The sequence below is a fragment of the Ensifer sp. MJa1 genome (assembly GCF_037026475.1).
GTDB lineage: Bacteria > Pseudomonadota > Alphaproteobacteria > Rhizobiales > Rhizobiaceae > Ensifer.
On the sequence record NZ_JAKUMO010000004.1, the window covers coordinates 272,318 to 294,307 of the forward strand.

18 protein-coding genes are annotated in these 21,990 nt (G+C 63.5%); 9 read left to right on the top strand and 9 right to left on the bottom strand.

Annotated features, from left to right (window positions below):
* Nucleotides 1–257 precede the first annotated feature (257 nt).
* From secD to MKZ91_RS08310, 5 genes are all read right to left on the bottom strand, one after another.
* Nucleotides 258–2,798 (bottom strand): protein translocase subunit SecD, encoded by a 2,541-nt coding sequence (gene secD / locus MKZ91_RS08290; RefSeq protein ID WP_336169945.1) that lies wholly within the window; start codon nt 2,796–2,798, stop codon nt 258–260.
* Between the two features lie 113 nt (nt 2,799–2,911).
* Nucleotides 2,912–3,316, bottom strand: coding sequence for a hypothetical protein (locus MKZ91_RS08295; protein WP_336169946.1), 405 nt, complete (start codon nt 3,314–3,316; stop codon nt 2,912–2,914).
* 165 nt (nt 3,317–3,481) lie between these two features.
* Nucleotides 3,482–5,089: a 5-guanidino-2-oxopentanoate decarboxylase gene (locus tag MKZ91_RS08300; protein WP_336169947.1), complete on the bottom strand. Its 1,608-nt coding sequence runs from the start codon at nt 5,087–5,089 to the stop codon at nt 3,482–3,484.
* A complete protein-coding gene (locus MKZ91_RS08305) occupies nt 5,086–6,276 on the bottom strand; it encodes a pyridoxal phosphate-dependent aminotransferase (RefSeq protein WP_336169948.1) in 1,191 nt (396 codons plus the stop codon). The genes MKZ91_RS08300 and MKZ91_RS08305 overlap by 4 nt, the downstream gene beginning before the upstream one ends.
* 17 nt (nt 6,277–6,293) lie before the next feature.
* Nucleotides 6,294–6,917, bottom strand: a complete 624-nt coding sequence (locus MKZ91_RS08310; protein ID WP_336169950.1) for a TetR/AcrR family transcriptional regulator — start codon at nt 6,915–6,917, stop codon at nt 6,294–6,296.
* A gap of 250 nt (nt 6,918–7,167) precedes the next feature.
* Between MKZ91_RS08310 and MKZ91_RS08315 the strand changes: the two genes are divergently transcribed.
* The 8 genes from MKZ91_RS08315 to MKZ91_RS08350 all read left to right on the top strand — a co-directional run bounded on the left by MKZ91_RS08315 (nt 7,168) and on the right by MKZ91_RS08350 (nt 15,051).
* Complete coding sequence (locus MKZ91_RS08315) at nt 7,168–7,941, top strand: ABC transporter ATP-binding protein (protein ID WP_336169952.1); 774 nt, start codon at nt 7,168–7,170, stop codon at nt 7,939–7,941.
* Nucleotides 7,942–7,977: 36 nt separating this feature from the next.
* Nucleotides 7,978–8,760, top strand: coding sequence for a transporter substrate-binding domain-containing protein (locus MKZ91_RS08320; RefSeq protein WP_336169954.1), 783 nt, complete (start codon nt 7,978–7,980; stop codon nt 8,758–8,760).
* 94 nt (nt 8,761–8,854) lie between these two features.
* Complete coding sequence (locus MKZ91_RS08325; RefSeq protein WP_336169956.1) at nt 8,855–9,580, top strand: ABC transporter permease; 726 nt, start codon at nt 8,855–8,857, stop codon at nt 9,578–9,580.
* A complete protein-coding gene (locus MKZ91_RS08330; protein ID WP_336169957.1) occupies nt 9,577–10,401 on the top strand; it encodes an ABC transporter permease in 825 nt (274 codons plus the stop codon). Before MKZ91_RS08325 ends, MKZ91_RS08330 begins: the two co-directional genes overlap by 4 nt.
* Nucleotide 10,402: 1 nt before the next feature.
* The gene (locus tag MKZ91_RS08335; protein ID WP_336169959.1) at nt 10,403–11,572 is read left to right on the top strand and encodes a M20 aminoacylase family protein; all 1,170 of its coding nucleotides are present in this window, start codon (nt 10,403–10,405) and stop codon (nt 11,570–11,572) included.
* Between the two features lie 305 nt (nt 11,573–11,877).
* A complete protein-coding gene (locus MKZ91_RS08340) occupies nt 11,878–13,305 on the top strand; it encodes a cytochrome ubiquinol oxidase subunit I (protein WP_336169961.1) in 1,428 nt (475 codons plus the stop codon).
* On the top strand, nt 13,295–14,299 hold the full coding sequence (gene cydB, locus MKZ91_RS08345; protein ID WP_336169963.1) for a cytochrome d ubiquinol oxidase subunit II: 1,005 nt from the start codon (nt 13,295–13,297) through the stop codon (nt 14,297–14,299). Before MKZ91_RS08340 ends, cydB begins: the two co-directional genes overlap by 11 nt.
* 446 nt (nt 14,300–14,745) lie before the next feature.
* Nucleotides 14,746–15,051, top strand: a complete 306-nt coding sequence (locus MKZ91_RS08350; RefSeq protein ID WP_336169965.1) for a chorismate mutase family protein — start codon at nt 14,746–14,748, stop codon at nt 15,049–15,051.
* A 21-nt stretch (nt 15,052–15,072) separates the two neighbouring features.
* On the opposite strand, the gene MKZ91_RS08355 is transcribed toward MKZ91_RS08350, so the two are convergent.
* Complete coding sequence (locus MKZ91_RS08355) at nt 15,073–16,239, bottom strand: pyridoxal phosphate-dependent aminotransferase (RefSeq protein WP_336169967.1); 1,167 nt, start codon at nt 16,237–16,239, stop codon at nt 15,073–15,075.
* Between the two features lie 246 nt (nt 16,240–16,485).
* On the bottom strand, nt 16,486–16,914 hold the full coding sequence (gene mscL, locus MKZ91_RS08360; protein WP_336169969.1) for a large conductance mechanosensitive channel protein MscL: 429 nt from the start codon (nt 16,912–16,914) through the stop codon (nt 16,486–16,488).
* Between the two features lie 262 nt (nt 16,915–17,176).
* Between mscL and MKZ91_RS08365 the strand changes: the two genes are divergently transcribed.
* Complete coding sequence (locus MKZ91_RS08365) at nt 17,177–20,680, top strand: PAS domain-containing hybrid sensor histidine kinase/response regulator (protein ID WP_336169971.1); 3,504 nt, start codon at nt 17,177–17,179, stop codon at nt 20,678–20,680.
* A gap of 57 nt (nt 20,681–20,737) precedes the next feature.
* Here MKZ91_RS08365 and MKZ91_RS08370 read toward each other — a convergent pair whose 3' ends face one another.
* Nucleotides 20,738–21,388 carry a response regulator transcription factor gene (locus MKZ91_RS08370; RefSeq protein WP_336169973.1) on the bottom strand — a complete coding sequence of 217 codons (651 nt, stop codon included), beginning with the start codon at nt 21,386–21,388 and terminating at the stop codon, nt 20,738–20,740.
* Between the two features lie 80 nt (nt 21,389–21,468).
* Nucleotides 21,469–21,888, bottom strand: coding sequence for a hypothetical protein (locus MKZ91_RS08375; RefSeq protein ID WP_336169975.1), 420 nt, complete (start codon nt 21,886–21,888; stop codon nt 21,469–21,471).
* Between the last annotated feature and the right edge of the window lie 102 nt (nt 21,889–21,990).

Below are 21,990 nucleotides of genomic sequence, written 5' to 3' on the forward strand. Positions count from 1 at the left end.
TATTTTGCAAACTAGAATAATCTACCAATTCCGTCAATTAAAAAGATGGAGATGCAGAAAAAAATTCTTCACCCTTCAAATCTTGGGGGTCTTGGACGCAAAATCCATTCTCCCGTCCCCGAGCCGGCGACCCACGCTATCTAGGTAGCGACGAATCAGTCTGCAAGGCACGGGTGGATAAAGACAGCACATTCGGACAAAAAAGGGGCGACCCACCGGGCCGCCCCTTCACGTTTTGTGTCTTTCTGGCGCACCGGTCAGGCCGCCGGCGTGCCCGCCTGCGGCGTGCTTGCGCCGGTGCGGGACCCTTCGCGATCCTTCCACCAACGATTGAGGAAGAGCAGGATCGGGCCGCCGATGTAGATCGACGAGGTCGTCGCGACGATCACGCCGAAGATCATCGGCCAGGCGAAGCTCTTGACCGCGTCACCGCCCCAGATGGCCATCGGCACCAACGAAAGGGCCGTTGCCATGGAGGTGAAGATGCATCGTGCGATCACCTGGTTGATGCTCATGTCGATGAGATCCGAGAACGGCATCGACTTGTACTTGCGCAGGTTCTCGCGCATGCGGTCATAGACCACGACCTTGTCGTTGACCGAGTAGCCGATCATCGTCAGCAGAGCGGCGATCGCCGTCAGGTTGAAGTCGATACCGGTCAGCGCGAAGAAGCCGATCGTCTTGGTGATATCAAGCAAGAGCACCGCGATCGCGCCGACGGCGAAGTGCCATTCGAAGCGGAACCAGATGTAGAGCAGGATCGCCACCATGGCGAGGCCGACGGCGAGGAAGCCCGAACGGGCAAGCTCGGTGCTGACGGTCGGACCGACGACTTCGGTACGCTCGAAGCTCGCATCCGGGATCGTCTGGGCGACGGCGTCCTTGATGCGGTTGAGCGCCACGGTCTGCTCCTGTTCGCCGCCCGGCTGGCGCTGGACGCGGATCAGGACCGACTTGTCCTGGCCGAATTCCTGCAGCGCCACTTCGCCGATGTTGAGGGCTTCCAGATTGTGGCGCAGCGCCGGCAGATCGAGCGTGTTCTTGGACGTGGTTTCGACCTGAATACCGCCGACGAAGTCGATGCCGTAGTTGAGGCCCGGGGTGAAGAACAGCACGACGGAACTGATCGACAGGAACGCCGACATGCCGATGGCGACGAAGCGGCCCTTCATGAAGGAGAAGGACGGGAGCTTCGGAACCTTGCCGAACAGCGACGGGATCTCGAGCTTCTTCATCTTCCGACGGACGACGACCTCGCGCATCATCAGGCGCACGACGGTGATCGACGTGAACATCGAGATGATGATGCCGAGCATCATGGTGACGGCGAAGCCCTTCACCGGACCGGAGCCGAAGGCGAAGAGGAGCACGGTGCCCGAAAGCGTCGTGACGTTGCTATCGATGATGGTTGCGTAGGCCTTGTTGAAGCCGATATCGAGCGCCTTCATCGCGCCGGCACCGGCTTCCGTTTCTTCGCGGATACGCGCGTTGATCAGGATGTTGGCGTCCACCGCCATGCCGATGCCGAGAATGATACCGGCGATACCGGGCAAGGTCAGCGTCGAGCCGAGCATGGCGAGGAGCGCGATCGTCAGGATCGTGTGCAGCACCAGGCCGACATTGGCGATCATGCCCCAGGCGCCGTAGAGCACGACCATGAGGGTGACGACGAGGGCAAAGCCGGCAAGACCGGTATAGATACCCATGCGGATCGAGTCGGAGCCGAGGTTCGGACCGACGGAGCGTTCTTCAATGACGGTGAGCGGTGCCGGCAGCGCGCCGGAACGCAGCAGCGCCGACAGAACGGTCGCTTCCTGGGCGGTGAAGTTGCCGCTGATCTGGCCGTTGCCACCGATGATCGGTTCGCGGATGACCGGTGCGGTCAGGACCTTGCCGTCGAGCACGATGGCAAAGGGCCTGCCGACGGCAGCCTGGGTGATTTCCGCGAACTGGCGCGCGCCGAGTGTATCGAAGGTGAAGGACACGATCGGTTCATTGGTGCGCTGGTCGAAGCCGGCCTTGGCATCGGCCAGACGCTCGCCCGAAATCGCAACGCGGCTTTCGACCGCGTATTTGTTGTTGTCATGCGCGCCCGGCAGGATATCGACGCCACGCGGCGGCGGCTGGTTCGGATCCACGGTCTGGTCGACCATGTGGAAGCTCATCTGCGCGGTCGAACCGAGGAGCTGACGTAGTGCCGTCGGATCTTCGAGACCCGGGAGCTGCACGAGGATACGGTCGGAGCCGACGCGCTGGATCAGCGGTTCGGCAACGCCGACGGTGTCGACGCGCTGACGGATGATTTCGAGGCTCTGCTCGACAGCCTTGGTGGTGCGGTCGGCAAGGCCGGCTTCCGTCATCGCGATCGTGATGGTGTCGCCATCCTCGGTAACCTCGATGTCGGAGGTCTGGGCGCCGAAACCGAGCGTGCCGACGGGGGCGGCAAGCTCTCTGAGTTTCGGCAAGACCTTGTCGCGGTCGGCCGGGTCTTCAATCTTCACGGTGATGGCGTCGCCGGCGATGCGGGCCGAGGAGGCCGAAACGCGCTCGCCGCGCAGCGCCCGGCGCGTGTCGTCGAGCAGGGATTCAAGCCGTGCCTTGCGCAGGCCGTTGGAATCGACTTCGAGGACGAGATGCGAGCCGCCCTTGAGGTCGAGGCCGAGGGTCACCGGCTTGACCGGCAGCCAGGCTGCGAAATGTTCACGCTGTGCCGGTGTCAGCACGTTTGGCAGCGCCGCGACGCATCCGAAGATGATCACCGCGACATAGACGAGTATCGCCCATTTGGATGTACGCATGGTGTGGTTCCAGAAGTGCCTGTACGGGCGCGGAGCGCGTCGTGAGGACTTTGTTTCATAAAAGGCAGGGCCACCGCCAAGAGCGGCGGCCAGCCAAAATCTCAAGTGATGGATCAGGCGCTCGGTGGCGCGCGAATGTGGGGACCGAGGTTCGCGGCCCCGCCAAGAGGCTCGTCGAACGGACGCAGGAAACCGCCATCGGACGACCGGGGCAGCTGCATCGCGACGGATGCCGGCAGCAGCGCCGGCAGGCCGTCGTCGGTCGCCGACTTGGCGTCCTTGCGCTCGGCCGTGAAGCGCAGATCGGAAAGCGGCGTCGCCCGCGACACCTGCCGTGCGGCAGGGCGATCGGAAGTGCCGGTGTCGGTGACATTGCCGGCCTGGGCGCCGGAGGACGACCGGGACGGAATGCTCTGCCCAACAGAGATGACCTGCATGGCAAAGGACGCACAGAACAGCCACAGCACGGCAAGAAGCCGGCCGGCCTGCATGTTCTTGCTGCCACCCAAGCGGTCCATCGAGGACGCAGTCCCTTTCCGTTGGCGCTACGGCGCCAGCGAGCCAAATTCAGCGCGAATGGCCAACCTTAACGAAAGAACGTGGCCGGAATCGAGCATGAAGGCCTTTAACACCATCATGGGCCGGAAAAGTCAAACCCGGCCCATGTCCCTACCAGCGGGCCTTCAGGCGGAAAGACCGCTGGTTCGCCTCTCGTGGATTTCGATGAGCGAAGGTCCCTTGCGCTTTGCCGCGTCGGCGAGCGCCTGCGGCAGATCGCCGACCGAGGCGAGCCGTTGCCCCTCCACGCCATAGGCCTTGGCCGCCAGCAGGAAGTCCGGCGCCGAAGGCTTGACGCCTTCCGGGGTGACGCCGGCATCGACCATGTAGGATTCGATTTCCTGGTAGCCATCGTTGTTCCAGACGAGGAAGATGACTTTCGCCTCGGCATCGACAGCCGAACCGATCTCGGCCAGCGAGAACTGGAAGCCGCCATCACCGACCAGGCAAACGACCGGCCGCGATGGGTCGGCCACGGCGGCGCCGACGGCCGCCGGCGGCGCGTAACCGAGCGAACCGTAGCCGGTCGCCGAATTGAACCAGCTGCGCTGACGCGGCGCGTCGCAATAGAGGTTGCCGGCATAGACGGCCTGGGTCGAGTCGCCAACGACGGTGCAGTCCGGCAGCGTGCCGTAGATCGTTTCGATGATGCCGATTTCGGTCCGCATCTTCGGGGTCAGTTCCTTCAGTGCCGCCTTGCGCGCGACTTCAGCGCGGGCAACACCATCCTTTTTCGTATGGCCGGGCAGGAAGGCGAGAATGCCTGATGTCGCCGCCTTGGCGCCCGAGAGAATGGAGAGCGCCGCATGCGGACCACGCGCCAGCTGTGCCGCGTCGATGTCGGTGCGGATGAGATTGCGCAGGGCCGGGAAGCCGCCATCGGCATACATGTCGTAATCCGTCTGGCCCATCTCGGTGCCGAGCGCCAGCACCAGGTCCGCCTCCCTCAACAGCGAACGAACCGCCTTCAGGCTGGGGCTCGCGGGAACGCGCAAGGGGTTGCCGGCGAGCATGCCGCGGGCGTTGACGGTGGTGACGACCGGCGCGCCGATCTGGTCGGCAAGTGCCGTCACCTCGGCCTCGGCCGTCAGCGCCCCGCCACCGCAAATGATCACCGGCCGCGCAGCGTCGGCGCAAAGGATCGCCGCACGCTGCAGCGTCTCGCTGTCGGAGCGCGGGCGTGTGGCGGTCGCAGGGCGTACCGCCTGCGGCGCAATCTTCGCCGACATCACATCGGTCGGGATCTCGATATGCACCGGCCCCGGTCGTCCTGAGACGAGAACGGAGAAGGCACGATCGACAACGAAAGGCAGGTCTTCCGGATTGAGAAGCGTGTGCGAATAGAGCGCCAGCGTCTTCATCATCCCGTGCTGGTCGGGAAGCTCGTGCAGCAACCCGCGGCCGTGCCCGAGGGAATCGCGCCGGTTGACGCCCGAGATCACCAGCATCGGGATCGAATCCTGACGCGCTTGCGCCATCGCCGTGATCGTGTTCGTGAGCCCCGGCCCGGTGATGACGAGCGCAACGCCCGGCTTGCCGCTGACGCGCGCATAGCCGTCGGCCATGAAGCCCGCGCCCTGCTCATGGCGCGGCGTTACGTGGCGGATCTTCGAGGCGGCGAGACCGCGATAAAGCTCGACCGTGTGCACACCGGGAATGCCGAAAACCGCCTCGACGCCGTTGGCCTCGAGCAGGTCGACCAGGACTTCGCCAACTGTCTTTTCCATTGTCATGCACGGCGCTCCTTACGCTCGGTCAGACGTTCGGCAAGTGCCGTGATGCGGCGGCAGGCCTCGTCGATATCCCTGTCGGGCACGGTCAGGCTGACGCGCAGATAGTTCTGCGCTTCCGCACCGAAGGATGATCCGGGCATGACGGCGACCCCCTCTTCCTCGAGTAGTGCCCAGGCAAACGCTTCGCTGTCGAGGCCGGTTCCCGAGACGTCGATCAAGGTGAACATGCCCGCTTCCGGCGGCAGGACGGCGATGCCGGGCGCTTCTTCAAGGCCGGCGACGATCTGGGCCGCGCGCGCCTTGTAGGAGGCGCGCATCTTGCTTGCGGTATCGATATCGTGCGTCAGCGCGTAGGCGGTCATGTCGGCGATGAACGGCTGGGTGCCAAAGAGCATCGTTTCGGAGACCGGCAGCAGGCGGTTGGTGAACTCGACCGGGCCGATCGCCCAGCCGCTGCGGAACCCAGGCGCTGCGTGCGACTTGGATATCGAGGAAACGACCACGGTACGCTCGGCAAGATCCGGATTGTCGAAGGGCGAGGCGAAAACCGCGTCAAACACCAGCTCTTCATAGACCTCATCGCAGACGATCCAGAGATCGTGGCGGCGGGCGACCTCGCCGATGGCGGCGATCTCCTGCGCCGTCAGCACGGCACCGGTCGGATTATGCGGCGTGTTCAGCAGCAGGACCTTGCATTCGGGCGTGATCGCCTTCTCAAGATCGGCCGCCCGCATGTGAAAACCGAATTCCGGCTTCAGCGGCACGAGTACCGGGTGGGCGCCCGTGGTGCGGATCACACCCTCGTACGTCGCATAGAGCGGATCACCGACAAGCACGGCGTCGCCGGCTTCGGCCAGCCCGAGCATCACCGCAAACAGCGCGGTTTGCGTTCCGGGGAAACACAGGACGTTTTCCGTCGTCACGTCGCTGCGGCGCTTGCGGTATTTTTCCGCGAGTGCGGCGACGACGGCGTGTTCGCCTCGGCCGTTGGAATAGCGGTAACGCCCGGCATTCATCGCCCGCTGGCACTCATCGATAAGGGCGCGATCCGGCGGCAGATCCGGCTCGCCGATCGTCAGCTCGATGATGTCGGCACCACTTGCCTTCAATTGACGGGCACGAATATGCAGCGACCACTTTCCGGAGCCGAGATCGGCAAGACGTTCGGTGATGGACGCGTAGCGCATGGTGTTTTCTCCCGTTTTCATTGTTTTGCAGTTCCGATCGACGTGCCGAGCAGAGCCTCGACCGAAGACATGGCGATGGCGACCAGTTCGCCCTCGCGAAAGAGGTCACCGGCAAGGCACCCCTCCACCCAGAGACCATCGACCAATCCGTTGATGGCGATGGCAAAGGCCCGGCACGTCTCGGCATCCGCCGGCTTGCCCTTTGCGGCAAGGAAGTCCGTGAGCAGATCCTGCAGTGTCTTGCGGAAGGCGAGATAGCCTTCACGGTGAATCTCCGACAGCACTGGATCGACGCGCACCTGGCTGATGAAGGCTGCCCAGAGCGAGATGCTGCGGCTGTCGGCCACCGGCTCGGTCAGATTGATGGCGATGAAATCGCGCAGCCGCGTTTCCGGATCACCCTCGACCTGGCTCGCCTTTTCTGTGAGCGACGCGATCACGGCCCGGTAGGCTTCCGCGACCATCTGGTCCTTCGATTCGAAATAGTGGCGCACCAACCCGGCGGTCACCCCGGCGCGGATCGCGATCTGCCGGACAGTTGCGCCCTTGAGACCAAACTCAGAGATGCAGTCGAGCGTTGCCTCGATCAGTTCCTGCCGACGCTCACCCTCCGGCGCCCGATGAAAGCTGCGCCTGTTCATGCCGCACGCATGGTCGACAAAGGCTTCGGCCGGTACGGAAACATGGGCGGCTCCTTCGGGAAAGCGGGGTTCTGGGCGGGCGTCAAAAAATCGACAATGCGCATTATTATACGCTTGAATAATAGCTGCACAAGTGCAACCATGCCCGCCAACAAAACCGTGACAGGCCAAAGATGCCGCGCGGAAAACGACAGGGGAACTGTTTCATGCTGGCAACAAAAGCTCGCAGAGCCATGGGAGCGGCGCACCGATGACGGATGCGGCCCAGGCAATCGCGGTCACTGACCTGCACAAGCGTTTCGGGCCATTGGAAGTGCTGAAAGGTGTTTCGCTCACAGCGAAACAGGGCGACGTGATCGCCATCATCGGCGGCAGTGGATCCGGCAAGTCCACCTTCCTGCGCTGCATCAATCTTCTTGAACTTCCGTCCGCCGGCAGCGTCAGCGTGCATGGCGAAAAGATCAAAATGAAATCCGACGGTCACGGCGGACTGATGCCGGAGGACCGCCGCCAAGTCCAGCGCATCCGCAGCCAGCTCGGCATGGTGTTCCAGAGCTTCAATCTCTGGCAGCACATGACCATCCTCGAAAACGTCATCGAGGCCCCCGTCCATGTGCTCGGCAAACCAAAGGCCGAAGCGATCGCAACGGCCGAAACGTTGCTCAAGCGCGTCGGCCTCTACGAGAAGCGCGATGCCTACCCGGCCTTCCTCTCGGGCGGCCAGCAGCAGCGCGCGGCGATCGCCCGGGCGCTTGCCATCCAGCCGCTCGTCATGCTCTTCGACGAACCGACCTCGGCGCTCGACCCCGAGCTTGTCGGCGAAGTGCTCTCGGTCATCGGCGATCTCGCGCGCGAAAAGCGCACGATGATCCTCGTCACCCACGAGATGAAGTTCGCGCGCGACGTCGCCAACCACATCGTCTTCCTCCACAACGGCGTCATCGAGGAGCAGGGTCCGCCAGAGGCCATTTTCGGCGCACCGAAGTCGGAAAGGCTCAAGAAGTTCATCAGTTCCATTCACTGAATTCCGGAATGCTAAACAACCAAAAAGGGGAACAGCATGAAGAAGGCATTGAAAGTCCTGGCCGTTGCGGCGGCAATCACCGTCAGTGGCGGTGTCGCGGCTTCCGCGGAAGCGCTGAAGGTCGGCGTCGCCGCCGAGCCCTATGCGCCGTTTACGGCGCCTGACGCCAGCGGCAAGTGGGAAGGCTGGGAAGTCGAGTTCATGAACGCGATGTGCGCCGAAGCCAAGCTCGAATGCGTGCTGACGCCGGTCGCCTGGGACGGCATCATTCCGGCGCTGACGTCGAAGAAGATCGACATGATCATCAGCTCGATGTCAATCACCGACGAGCGCCTGAAGACGATCGATTTCTCGGACAAGTATTACAACACCCCGACCGGCATCATCGGCACCAAGGGCGTCGACATCAAGCCGACGCCGGATGGTCTCAACGGCAAGACGCTCGGCGTCCAGGTCTCGACGGTCCACCAGGCCTACGCGGCCAAGCACTTCGCGCCGGCCGGCGTCGAGGTCAAGGAATACCAGACGCAGGACGAGGCCAACAACGACCTCGCCGCCGGCCGCCTCGACGCGGTGCAAGCGGACGCGATCGCGCTGAAGGCGTTCCTCGCGACCGACCAGGGCAAGGAATGCTGTGACTACAAGGGCGAAGTCGCCGAAGACGTCGCCGTCATCGGCCCGGGCGTCGGCGTTGGCCTGCGCAAGGGCGAGACCGAGCTCAAGGACAAGATCAACACCGCGATCAAGGCGATCCGCGACAACGGCACCTACGACACGTTCTCGAAGAAGTATTTCGACTTCGACGTTTACGGCAAGTAAGGCGCTATCGGCCGGCGATCAAACAATGCGGCGTTGGCTGCCCGAAGGGCATTCAACGCCGTAGCCGCCGGCCGGTGCCATCGGAGCACGACGTATGGCTGCGGATTCCCTCATCAATTGGGGCCTGCTCTCGCTCACGGAGCCCGGCTGGGGCGGCGTGCTGCTGCAAGGCTTCTTCAACTCCATCCAGATCGCCGTCGGCGGCTTCAGCCTCGGTCTGGCACTCGGCATCGGTGGCGCCTTCGGCAAGCTGTATGGCGGTCCGGTGCTGCGTGACCTGCTGGAATGTTACACCACGGTCGTGCGCGCCGTGCCGGAGCTGGTGCTCATCCTCTTGCTCTATTATGCCGGCACCGACCTGCTTAATCAGGTGCTTGCGCTGTTTTCGATCGGCCCGGTGGATATCAGCGGCCTGATGGCGGGCATCTTCGTCATCGGCGTCGTGCAAGGAGCCTATTCGACAGAGGTGCTACGCGGCGCGATCAAGGCGGTTCCCGCCGGACAGATCGAGGCGGCGCGCGCCTATGGCATGTCGCCGACCAAGGTCTTGCGCCGCATCACGCTGCCGGCAATGCTGCCCTACGCCATTCCCGGCCTTTCCAATCTCTGGCTGATCGCCACCAAGGATACTGCCCTTCTCGCCGTCGTCGGCTTCAGCGAACTGACGCTGGTCACGCGCCAGGCGGCCGGCACGACCAAGGCCTATCTCCTGTTCTTCCTTGCCGCCGGCGCGCTCTATCTGGCGCTGACACTCGTCTCCAACGTTTTCATCGGCATGCTCGAACGCCATGCCCGACGCGGCTTTGCGGGGCAGCGATGACCGACGAAACCACCCACGCCGTCGCCTTCACGCCCGAGGACCTGCCGACGGCGAAGAGCTTCTTCAAGCCGCACCGCATCGTCATGATGTTGGTTTTTGCCGCCTTCGTCGTCGCGGTCGCCGTCTTCATGCGCTGGGACTGGCTGCCGCGCTACCTGCCGCGGCTTGGCTGGGGCATTCTCGTCAGCCTGATGATGCTGTTCAGCACCGCGATCCTCGGCTTCCTGCTGGCGGTGCCGATCGGCCTCGTGCAGGTGACCGGGCCCTGGTTCCTGAAGCTGCCGGCCAAGGTCTTCTGCACCGTCATCCGCGGCACGCCGCTGCTGCTCCAGCTCTGGTTGCTCTATTACGGGCTCGGCTCGCTGTTCCCGCAGTTTCCGGCGATCCGCCAGTCCTTCCTCTGGCCCTATCTTCGCGAGGCCTGGCCCTATGGCGTGGCGGCGCTGACCATCTCGTTTGCGGCCTACGAGGGCGAGGTCATGCGCGGCGCCTTTGCCGGCGTGCCGCCGGGCGAACTTGAAGCGGGGAAGGCCTATGGCATGGGCCGCTGGACGATGTTCCGCCGCATCTGGCTGCCGCGCGCCATTCACCGGGCGCTGCCGACACTGAATGGCGAAACGGTGCTGCAGCTGAAATCGACGCCGCTGGTCGCCACGGTCACGGTCGTCGACGTGTATGCCGTCATTTCCAAGGTCAGGCAGGAAACCTTCCTGACCTACGAGCCCCTCTTGTTGCTCGCCCTTATCTACATGTGCCTCACCGGCATCCTGGTGGTGGCCTTCCGCACATTCGAAAATCGCATCCCAACCCGCGGTGCCTGACATGAAGCTCTCCTCCTCGATCACCAACGCCATGCCGGAACTGGTCGCCATCCGCCACGACCTGCATGCCCATCCCGAACTCGGGCTCGAGGAGACGAGAACCTCCGCCTTCATCGCCGAACATCTCAAAAGCCTCGGTTACGAGGTGACGACTGGTCTTGCCAAGACAGGCGTCGTCGGCACGCTTCGGAATGGCACCGGCACGCGCTCGATCGGCATCCGCGCCGATATCGACGCCCTGCCGATCCTGGAGGAAACCGGTCTCGACTATGCCAGCAAGACCTCCGGCCTGATGCATGCCTGCGGCCATGACGGCCACACGACCATGCTTCTCGGCGCCGCGCGGGCCCTTGCCGAGCGCCGCAATTTCGACGGCACCATCCACCTGATCTTCCAGCCGGCCGAGGAGAATTTCGGCGGAGCCAAGATCATGATGGACGAAGGCCTGTTCGAGAAGTTCCCCTGCGACGCTGTCTTTGCGCTTCACAACGAGCCAGGCCTGCCCTTCGGCCAGTTTGCGCTCCGCGAAGGCCCGATCATGGCCGCCGTCGACGAGGCGCGCATCACCGTGCACGGGCGCGGCGGACACGGCGCTGAACCGCAGGAAACCGCCGACCCGATCGTCTGCGGTGCCTCGATCGTGATGGCGCTGCAGTCGATCGTCTCGCGCAACATCCACCCGATGGATCCGACCGTCGTCACCGTCGGTGCCTTCCACGCCGGCTCGGCCAGCAACATCATTCCAGAGAGGGCCGAGATCGTCGTCGGCATCCGCTCGTTCGAGCCTGACGTGCGTGACGAACTGGAACGCCGCATCCGCATGATCGCCGAGGCGCAAGCGACGAGCTTCGGCATGCGGGCAACCGTCGATTACCAGCGCAGCTACGACGCGACGATCAATCACAAGGCGGAAACCGACTTCGTGCGCGATCTTGCCGTCCGGTTTGCCGGCGCTGATAAGGTGGTCGATCTCGCCCGCCCCTTCATGGGCAGCGAGGATTTCGCCTATATGCTCGTGGGACGTCCGGGCACCTATTTCTTCCTCGGCTCCAAGGTCAGCGACGACGACAAGCCGCTGCACCACCCCGGCTACAACTTCAACGACGACCTCTTGCCGATCGGCGCCGCCTTCTGGACCGAGCTTGCGGAAGCCTATCTGCCGGCCCGCTGACCGGCGCTGTCGATCGATCTCCGGCCACCCGCTTTGCTCTGGTGAAGCCACGCACCAATATGCCGCAGCGCAACATTGCCGCAGTGTGACAACGTGGCGGCTGCGCTGTCATTGACGTTTGGCAAATTTGGCGCAGATTCGAGCGCATGCTGAAACACCGCCGCAATCGCGAAGATTGCTGCGGACGTCGGCCAAGAAAGTCCCCCTGATCGACGATCGATCACCGGACGAATGATGCAGCAGCCAGAGCGATACGGCCCGCGTCGACGACGCGTCGCGCCCGTATGTCTGAAAGGATTGCGCCCGTGTTTGAGAGTTTCGATGCGACCCTGCTCGCTCGCTTCCAGTTCGCCTTCACCGTCTCGTTCCACATCATCTTCCCCGCCTTTTCCATCGGGCTTGCCAGCTACCTCGCGGTGCTCGAAGGGCTGTGGCTCTGGAAGAAGGACGAGGTCTATCTCGAGCTCTTCAATTTCTGGAAGACGATCTTTGCCGTCGCCTTCGGCATGGGCGTCGTCTCCGGCATCGTCATGTCCTACCAGTTCGGCACCAATTGGAGCGTCTTTTCCGACAAGGCCGGGCCGATCATCGGGCCGCTGATGGGCTACGAGGTGCTGACGGCCTTCTTCCTCGAAGCGGGCTTTCTCGGCGTCATGCTCTTCGGCCTCCACCGCGTCGGGCCGAAGCTGCATTTCGTCGCGACGCTGATGGTCGCCATCGGCACGCTGATTTCGGCCACCTGGATCCTTGCGGCAAACTCCTGGATGCAGACGCCTGCAGGCTTTGCCATGAACGAGGCGGGACAATTCGTCCCCGTCGACTGGTGGGCCATCGTCTTCAATCCTTCCTTCCCCTATCGTCTTACCCACATGGTGCTTGCCGCCTATCTCACGACCGCTTTCGTCGTCGGCGCCTGCGGCGCCTGGCACCTGATCCGCAAGACCGCACCGCGCCGGGCGCGAAAGATGTTCTCGATGGCGATGTGGATGGCAGCGATCGTCGCGCCGATCCAGATCTTTGCCGGCGACATGCACGGCCTCAACACGCTGGAGCACCAACCGGCCAAGGTGATGGCGATGGAAGGTCACTACCAGAGCCATCCGGACGGTGCGCCGCTGATCCTCTTCGGCATTCCGAACTCGGCCGAAAAACGCGTCGACTACGCAATCGAGGTTCCCAAGCTTTCAAGCCTGATCCTGAAGCACGCGCTCAACGCGCCGCTTGCCGGGCTCGATACAATCCCTGAGGAACTGCATCCGCCTGTCGGCATCGTGTTCTGGTCGTTCCGGGTGATGGTCGGCCTCGGCTTTGCCATGCTCGGCATCGGGCTCTGGTCGCTCTGGTGTCGTTACCGCGGCACGCTCGACAGCAACGTCTGGCTTCACCGGGCCGCAATCGCCATGGGACCGGCAGGCTTCGTCGCCGTGCTTGCCGGCTGGGTCACCACCGAAGTCGGCCGCCAGCCCTATACCGTCTACGGGCACCTGCTCACGGCGAACTCGGTGGCGCCGATCGCAGCGCCCGCCGTCGCCGCCTCGCTGATCGCCTTCATCATCGTCTACTTCTTCGTCTTCGGCGCCGGAAGCTTCTACATCCTCAGGCTGATGGCGCGTCTGCCGCGTGATCCGATGCCGGATCTCGACGAAGGACCCTTGCGCAGCTCCGGCATCATGCCCGGCCCTGCGATCGCCAATACGCATTCCGGCATTCATGGAGGTCATCATGGAGTTTGATCTGCCCCTGATCTGGGCTGCCATCATTGCCTTTGCGGTGCTTGCCTATGTCATTCTCGATGGCTTCGACCTCGGCGTCGGCATCCTCTTCCCGTTCTTTCCGGAGAAACACGACCGCGACGTGATGATGAATTCCGTCGCCCCGGTCTGGGACGGTAACGAAACATGGCTGGTGCTCGGCGGTGGCGGCCTGATGGCGGTGTTTCCGCTCGCCTACGCAACCATCCTGCCGGCACTTTATGCCCCCATCATCGCCATGGTCATCGGCCTCATCTTCCGCGGCGTCGCGTTCGAATATCGCTGGCGCACCAGGCGCGCCGAGTATCTCTGGAACTGGGCGTTTGCCGGTGGTTCGATACTTGCCGCCCTCGCGCAAGGGATCACGCTCGGCGCCCTCGTTCAGGGCATACCGGTCGAGAACCGCGCCTATGTCGGCGGCTGGTGGGACTGGCTGACGCCGTTCTCGATCATGACCGGCATCGCCGTCGTTGTCGGCTATGCGCTGCTCGGCACCACCTGGCTTGTCATGAAGACCCATGGCGAGCTTGCCGATCGCGCCCGCGATCTGGCGCTCAAATGCGCCTTCGGCACGGTTGCCGCGATGGGCATCGTCAGCCTGTGGACACCGTTCCTGGAGCCACTTTACCTGCAGCGCTGGTTCGGCTTTCCGACGGCGATCTTCAGCGTGATCGTCCCGGCACTTGTCCTTGGCTGCCTCTATGCCCTGATCACAGGCATCCGCAACCGCCACGACAGGCGGCCGTTCATCGCGGCCCTCGGGCTGTTCGTGCTCGGTTATGCCGGCATCGGCATCAGCTTCTTTCCCTACATGGTGCCGCCATCGCTGACGATCTGGGATGCGGCGGCGCCTGAGGAAAGCCTGTCCTTCCTGCTTGCCGGCGCGCTGGTACTCGTCCCGATCATCGTTGCCTATTCCGCCTATGCCTATTGGGTTTTCCGCGGCAAGGTCGATCCCGAGGAGGGTTACCATTGACAGGCGAAACGGGATCCGGCCGCAAGCTTCTCTGGTTCATCGGCCTCTGGTGCGCAGGCGTGGCGGCAGTCACGGTCGTCGGCCTCGCAATCAAGCTGATGATCGGGACGTGATCGCGTGCAATTCGCCAGAGGGTGGATTTCCCTCACCCCGCGCTAAAAAGCCTCGCTCAAGCTTGGCCGGCTAAGTTGTTTCAACACGTCAGCAGGCGATCGCCGCAGACGGAGACAGGACCGCACCCTCCTCCCCTGCCAAGCGATCGCCTGCTGAGGTGACCACCGGCTCCAGCGACACGCTGCGACCCCGTTGCCCCTTCTCAGACCGCTCGCCGTTTGTTAGCAGTGCGCCGCAGAAGCGCCCCGCTTGTTAAGATCCGAGGGACGCTCGAACATCCTGGATCCGCACCTGGCCGCACCGGTCGCGCTCCAGGCAATCGGACGAGACAGATGCAAAAGACCCCCGCGCAATGCGAAACCATGGCCGATGTGCGTGCCGAGATCGATCGCCTCGACCAGGCGCTGATGACGCTGTTTGCCGAGCGTTGGGGCTATATCGACCGGGCCGCCGAGATCAAGCGGCCGCTGAAGCTCAAGGCCGACATCCCCGCACGCGTGATGGAAGTGCGCGAAAACGCCCGCAAGAACGCGGTTCGCTTCGGTCTTGATCCTGATTTCTACGAGGACATCTGGGCACGCCTGATCGGCCGTGCCATTGCCCATGAGAAGGAACTGCTGGGCGAAACGGAGGAATAGCGCCGTTTCGCCCCCCTGCGGTCAGCGTCCGAGGATATAGCCCTGCAGGCGGTTTGCCGCTTCCTTTACCTGGGCAGGATCGCGCAGGAAGCAGGCGCGCATGAACAGCGAGCCGCCGTCGCCAAAGGCGGTGCCCGGCGCGAGGCCGACGCCGGTCTTGTCGACGATGTCGATCGCAGCGGCGCGCGAGTCGGTGACCCCGTCGATCTTCAGGAATGCATAGAGCGCGCCATCCGGCTTCAGCGTTTCCACTCGATTGGTAGCAATCAGCGCGTCGCAGAAGGCATCGCGGTTCATCGCCGCCTTGGCGACATTGGCCTCGACGAAGGCGTCGCCTTCATCCAGCGCCACGACGGCACCGCGCTGCATGAACTGGGCAACGCCCGACGTCGAATATTGCACCAGGTTCTCGAACACCTGGCCGATCTCGGGCGGTGCGACGATCCAGCCGACGCGCCAGCCGGTCATCGACCAGTTCTTCGAGAAGGAATTGACGAAAAGAATGCGATCGCCCTCTTCCATGACGTCGAGGAAGGACGGCGCGCGCGCGCCGGCATAATAATAGAGCGCATAGATCTCGTCGGCGATGATCCAGAGGCCATGCTTGCGCGCCAGGCCCAGGATTGCGGCCAGTTCCTCGCGCGTTGCGGTCCAGCCCGTCGGGTTCGACGGCGTGTTGATGAACAGCGCCTTGGTCTTCGGCCCGATCGCGGCCTGGAGCCGCTCCATGTCCAACTGCCATTTGCCATGCTCGAAGTGCAGTTCGACGGCAACCGGCCGCACGCCGGAGAGATCGGCAGCTGCCGCGAAATTCGGCCAGGCCGGCGTTAAAAGCACCATCTCGTCGCCAGGAGAGGCGATCGCCTCGATCGAAAGCTTGATCGCCTGCATGCCGGAGCCGACGACATAGAAATGCTCCGGCGAAAGTACCTTCTGGAAGCGGCGCTGATAGTAGCGCGAAAGCGCTTCGCGCAGCGGCGGGATACCGCGCTGCCAGGTGTAGAAGGTCTCGCCGGCCGAAAGCGCCTCGCGCGCCGCGTCGCTGATGAAGGCGGGCGTCGACAGGTCACCTTCGCCGACCCAGAGCGGGATCAGCCCATCGCGGCCGCGAGCATAGTTCACGACCTCGACGATGCCACTCTCAGGTGCTGCGAGCGCACGGGGACTGATGGTGCTCAGGATGGTCATCGGCGGGCTCCTGGTCACGAGGAACCCCGGGACACGTCGTCCGAAGTCCTGACCGTGACCGCTCTTTCGGGTTCAGCGGAACGCAAACGAAGAGCCGTGCGCAGTCTTGCACATTCCGCTCTCGTCTGCCCGTCGCTTCTAGCCGTATTCGCGCCGGCGATCACACGACTTTATCTGACCGGTCTATTGATTTCTGTGATGTTTCGCGGGCTCCGCGCGAGAGGCGGAGCCCGCGATAGAACAGGCTCAGGCGCGCTGTTTCAACAGGTCGCGGATTTCCGAGAGCAGCAGAATGTCTTCCGGCGGCGGGGCGGCCGGCGCTTCGTCCTTCTTCTTCTCGATCGAGGCGCGCATGCGGTTCACGGCCTTGATCATCAGGAAGATGATCCAGGCAAGGATCAGGAAGTTGATGAGCACGGTAATGAAGTTGCCATAGGCAAACACCGCGCCCTGCGCACGAGCGGCGGCAAGCGAGGTTGCCGTTACATTGGCAGAGAGCGGCAGGAAGTAGTTGGAGAAATCGAAACCGCCACCCGTCAGCGCACCGACGACCGGCATGACGAGGTCTTCGACGACCGAGGTCACGATTTTGCTGAAGGCCGCACCGATGATGACACCGACCGCGAGATCCATGACGTTCCCGCGGGCAATAAACTCCTTGAACTCATTTAGCATACGTCTCTCCGTATCATCCCCGTTGAAAACGACCGCCGGCGCTGTCCCGCGCTGCAACCGTTTACGGAAACTAAACCAAAGCGGGCAGCGAGAAAACCTTTCTTTGCCTTTGATCAATTCGCCCCTGTGCCCCGGTGCCGGCAGGGCACGATCAGCGGTGCTCACCGATTTTGTCGTGCGGCGTCTTGGACTTAAGACTGAGGTGCGGGGCAATTCTCAACCCGACAGACTTGCCCTATGCTTCGTTCCGGAGGAGTGAGGCATGCTTTCGGGTTCGGTCATCTTTGCCTCGGCCTTCGCCTATCTGCTGCTGCTGTTTGCGGTGGCAAGCTATGGCGACCGGCGGGCCAGGAGGAACAGCGCTGCGCTGAAGGGCAGGCCGCTGGTCTATGCGCTGAGCCTTGCAATCTACTGCACCTCCTGGACCTATTTCGGCGGCGTCGGGCTTGCGGCCGAGCGCGGGCTCGAATTTACCGGCATCTATATCGGGCCGATCCTGATGTTCACGCTCGGCATGCCGCTCATCCGCAAGATCATCCGCCTGGCCAAGACCGAGAAACTGACCTCCGTCGCCGATTTCATCGCCGCCCGTTACGGCAAGAACCCGGCGGTGGCCGCGATCGTCGCGTTGATCTCGCTGGTCGGCGCCATTCCCTATATCGCGCTGCAGCTGAAGGCGATCTCCAGTTCCGTCGCCGCCATGATCAACACCAGCGACTACGGCATCGGCACGGGGCAGAGCTTCATCGACCTGCCACTGCTCGTCACCCTGTTTCTCGCCTGCTTCGCCATTGTCTTCGGCACCCGCCACACCGACGCGACAGAGCACCAGGACGGGCTGATCCTGGCGATCGCCATGGAATCGCTCGTCAAACTCGTGGCTTTGGTCACCGCCGGCATCTACATCGTCTTCTTCATCTTCGACGGCCCGGCGCATCTGTGGAGCCTGGCCGAACAGAGCCCCGCGGTGCAATCGGCACTGTCCTACGAGACCCCGACGGCGCGCTGGATCCTCTTGATCGTCACCTCGGCGTTCGCGGTCATCATGCTGCCACGCCAGTTCCACGTCACCGTCGTCGAGAACCGCACCGAGGGGGAACTGCGCACCGCCGGCATGCTCTTCCCGCTCTATCTCGTCGCCATCAACCTCTTCGTGCTGCCGATCGCGATTGCCGGCATCCTTACGTTCTCCGGCTCGGGCGATGCCGACCTCTATCTCCTGACCTTGCCGCTTGCCAACGATCTGCCGCTTCTGACGCTCATCACCTTCATTGGCGGCTTCTCGGCGGCAACGGCGATGGTCATCGTCGCCTCGGTGGCGCTGTCGATCATGATCTCCAACGACATCGTCGTGCCGGTATTCCTGCGCCGTAATCTCACCCAGCGCGGGGGTCTTCAGGAGAACTTCGCCGGAACGCTGCTCAACATTCGCCGTTCGGCGATCTTCGTCGTGCTTCTGCTCGGCTACGGCTACTACCGCTCGGCCGATATCAGCGCCGGCCTTGCCTCGCTCGGCCTGTTGTCGTTCGTCGCCATCTCTCAAATGGCGCCCGCCATGCTCGGCGGCCTCGTCTGGCGGCAGGCCAATGCCCGAGGGGCGATCACCGGCATGGTCTCCGGCTTCCTCGTCTGGGCCTATCTCTTGTTCCTGCCGAGCCTCGGCGGACCGGACAATTCGCATGTGGCAACGACGATCCTGAGCTTCCTGTTGCCATTCACCGACGTCTTTGCCGGACCGAACGCCGACCCGCTGGTCAATGCCACGACGCTGAGCCTGCTCGTCAACTGCACGACCTATGTGCTGGGATCGCTGACACGCACGCCAAAACCACTCGAGCGCTTCCAGGCCGGCGTCTTCATCACCCGGCGGTCGCGGACCGAAGGCGCGTTCCGTGGCCGCAAGACCAAGGTGACGGTGCGCGACCTCAAGGCGACGATCGCTCGCTACATGGGCAATGAACGCATGCAGCGCTCGTTCCACACCTACGAGCGCCAATCCGGCCGCTGGCTGGACGACAACGCCCCGGCCGACATGGCGCTCGTGCATTTCTCCGAACAGTTGCTCGGCAGTGCGATCGGCTCGTCTTCGGCCCGCCTCGTGCTCTCGATCGCGCTGCAACGCGTCGACGACACCTCGTCCGATACGGCCTGGCTGCTCGACCAGGCGAGCGAGGCGCTGCAGTATAACCAGGACATGCTGCAGACGGCGCTTTCGCAAATGGACCAGGGCATCGCCGTCTTCGACAATGCCAACAACCTGATCATCTGGAACCGGCGCTTCCGCCAGCTTCTCGACCTGCCGGAGGCCGCCGGACAGGTTGGCTTCCCGCTTGCAGAAATCGTTTCGAGCCTCACCCGGCGCGGCGATATCCGCAAGGAGGACGAAAAGGGCCTGATCGCCAACTTCCTGACACTCGACAAACCATTCCTGCTTGAGCTCGGCAACGGCGAGCGCATCATCGAAGTGCGCACCAACGCCATGCCCGACAAGGGCATCGTTACCACCTATACCGACATCACCCACCGCGTCGCCGCCGATATGGCGCTGAAGCAGGCGAACGAGACCCTGGAGCTGCGCGTCGCCGAGCGCACCGGCGAACTGACCCGGGTAAACCGGGAACTCGCCGAAGCCCGCGCGGCGGCGGAAGAGGCCAATATCGGCAAGACACGCTTCTTTGCCGCCGCCGGCCACGATATCCTGCAGCCACTCAACGCCGCCCGCCTCTACTCGTCCTCGCTCGTCGAGCGCCTCGGCGATTCCGACAACAGCACGCTGGTCGAAAACATCGATTCCTCGCTGGAATCGGTCGAGGCCATTCTTGGCGCCGTGCTCGATATTTCGCGCCTCGACACCGGGGCGATGAAGGCGCGGCTGCAATCGGTGCCGCTCAACGATCTGCTCAGACGCATCGAGACGGATTTCGCGCCGATGGCGCGCGCCAAGGATCTCGAGCTGGTGGTGATGCCAACGTCGCTCATCGCCCGCACCGATCCGAACCTCTTGCGCCGGGTGGTGCAAAACCTCGTCTCCAATGCCATCAAATACACCCTCACCGGCAAGGTTCTGGTCGGCGTGCGGCGGCGCGGCACGATGGCGACGATCGAGGTGCTCGATTCCGGCATCGGCATTCCCCAGTCCAAGTTCCGCACCGTCTTCAAGGAATTCGCCCGGCTCGACGAGGGCGCGCGCACGGCCTCGGGTCTCGGCCTCGGCCTCTCGATCGTCGATCGCATCTCGCGCGTGCTTAACCACCCTGTCAGCCTGCAATCGACCCCGGGCAAGGGTACCGGCTTCAAGGTGAGCCTGCCGCTCGATGCAAGCGCCGGCGAGCGGGTCGCTGTTCGCCCGGTCGCCGCCAGCAAGGCGAGCGATGCACTCAACGGCCTGAGGGTGCTCTGCATCGACAACGAACCACGCATCCTCGAGGGCATGCGGGTGCTGCTTTCCGGCTGGGGCTGCGATGTCAGCACGGCGGAATCGGTTGCGGCCTGTGCCGAACTGGCCGAGACGGCGGGCGAACGCCCGCACGCCATCATCGCCGACTATCACCTCGACGACGGCACCGGTATCGAAGCGATCGCCACGATCCGGGCATTTACCGGTCACACGATCCCGGCACTGCTGGTGACGGCGGACCGCTCACCGGAAGTACGCGCCGCGGCCGAGCGCGACGGCGTCGCGATCCAGAACAAGCCGGTGCGGCCGGCAGCGATGCGGGCGTGGCTGACGCAGCTTTCGACGGCAGCAAGGGCGGCGGCGGAATAAAGGGCGCTCGCCGCCGCTGCGCCGTGCCAACGCCAGTTTATAAAGGGAGCCGAGGCCTCAAGCCGCGGCAACCGTACCGATCTTCGAGAGCTGAATGACGGCCTGGGTGCGGCTGTCGACATTGAGCTTCAACAGGATGGCCGAGACATGGGCCTTGATCGTCGCCTCGGACACGCCGAGTTCGTAGGCGATCTGCTTGTTGAGCAACCCCTCTGCCAGCATGCTGAGCACGCGCGACTGCTGCGGCGTCAGCGTCTGCAGGCGCTGGAGCAGATCGGCGACCTCGGGTTCGTATTCCTGCGCCTGATCATAGCCAGCCGGCACGAAGACCTCGCCCGCCATCACCTTCTCGATACCGTCCCGTATTTCGTCGATGCCGGCCGATTTCGAGAGGAAGCCGGAGGCGCCAAGGTCAAGCGCCCGGTGGATCGTCGACGGATCGTCATGGGCGGAGACAACCATGACCGGCAGGCTTGGAAACTCGGCGCGCAGCGCAATCAGGCCGGAAAGACCGCTGACGCCTGGCATGGTCAGGTCCAAAAGCATGAGATCGGCGTCGGGACAATCGGCGGCCGCTTTTCGCGCCGCCGCAAAATCGCCCGCTTCGACGATGCCAGGCGCGCCGTCCATGCCGCTTAGGGCCTGGCGCATAGCGCCGCGAAACAGCGGATGGTCGTCCGCGATGATGATGGTCATGTCCGGTGTCATGTCGCTCCCTCCCAAGAGCCCGGTCTGAGACCTGCGCGCCCCCACGCGCGGTCCGCATACCGCATGGCCGTTCCGGTCTCTCAGGTCTTCTGCGGCTCCTGAGCGGGGTCGCTGCCTTCGAGGTCCTTCACGATATCCATGAACTTACGCATCATTCTTTCCATGATGCCCATCGCCCGGTCAATCTCTTCCTCGGGCGGAAGGTCCTGTTTTGCAACGCCGTCACCGGATTTGACCGCCTTTTCCAAGGCTTCGACCCGCTTCGTCAGCAGGTCGAGTTCCTGCTCGAAAGCCGCCCGTTCGTCGGCTGCCATACGGCAGACGAGCTGGCTGTCCTTTTCCTGGCAGAGCGAGACTTCGCCGGTCTGGGTATCGAGCCTGGCAATGCCTGTCTCGGATTCTTGCATGCTGTAACGACCGGGGGCCGGGTCCTGAGCGCCGGCGCTGCCGGCCAGGCCGAAGCTGGTGCCGACCAGAAGTACGACGATAGCACTTTTCATGACTTCCTCTCCGTTGCGATTGGCTGCGGACGTCCTTCGACGCATGAACGGGAAGAGCGAAATTGATCTTCGCCAAGGATTATGCGCGAATCGGCGCCCTTC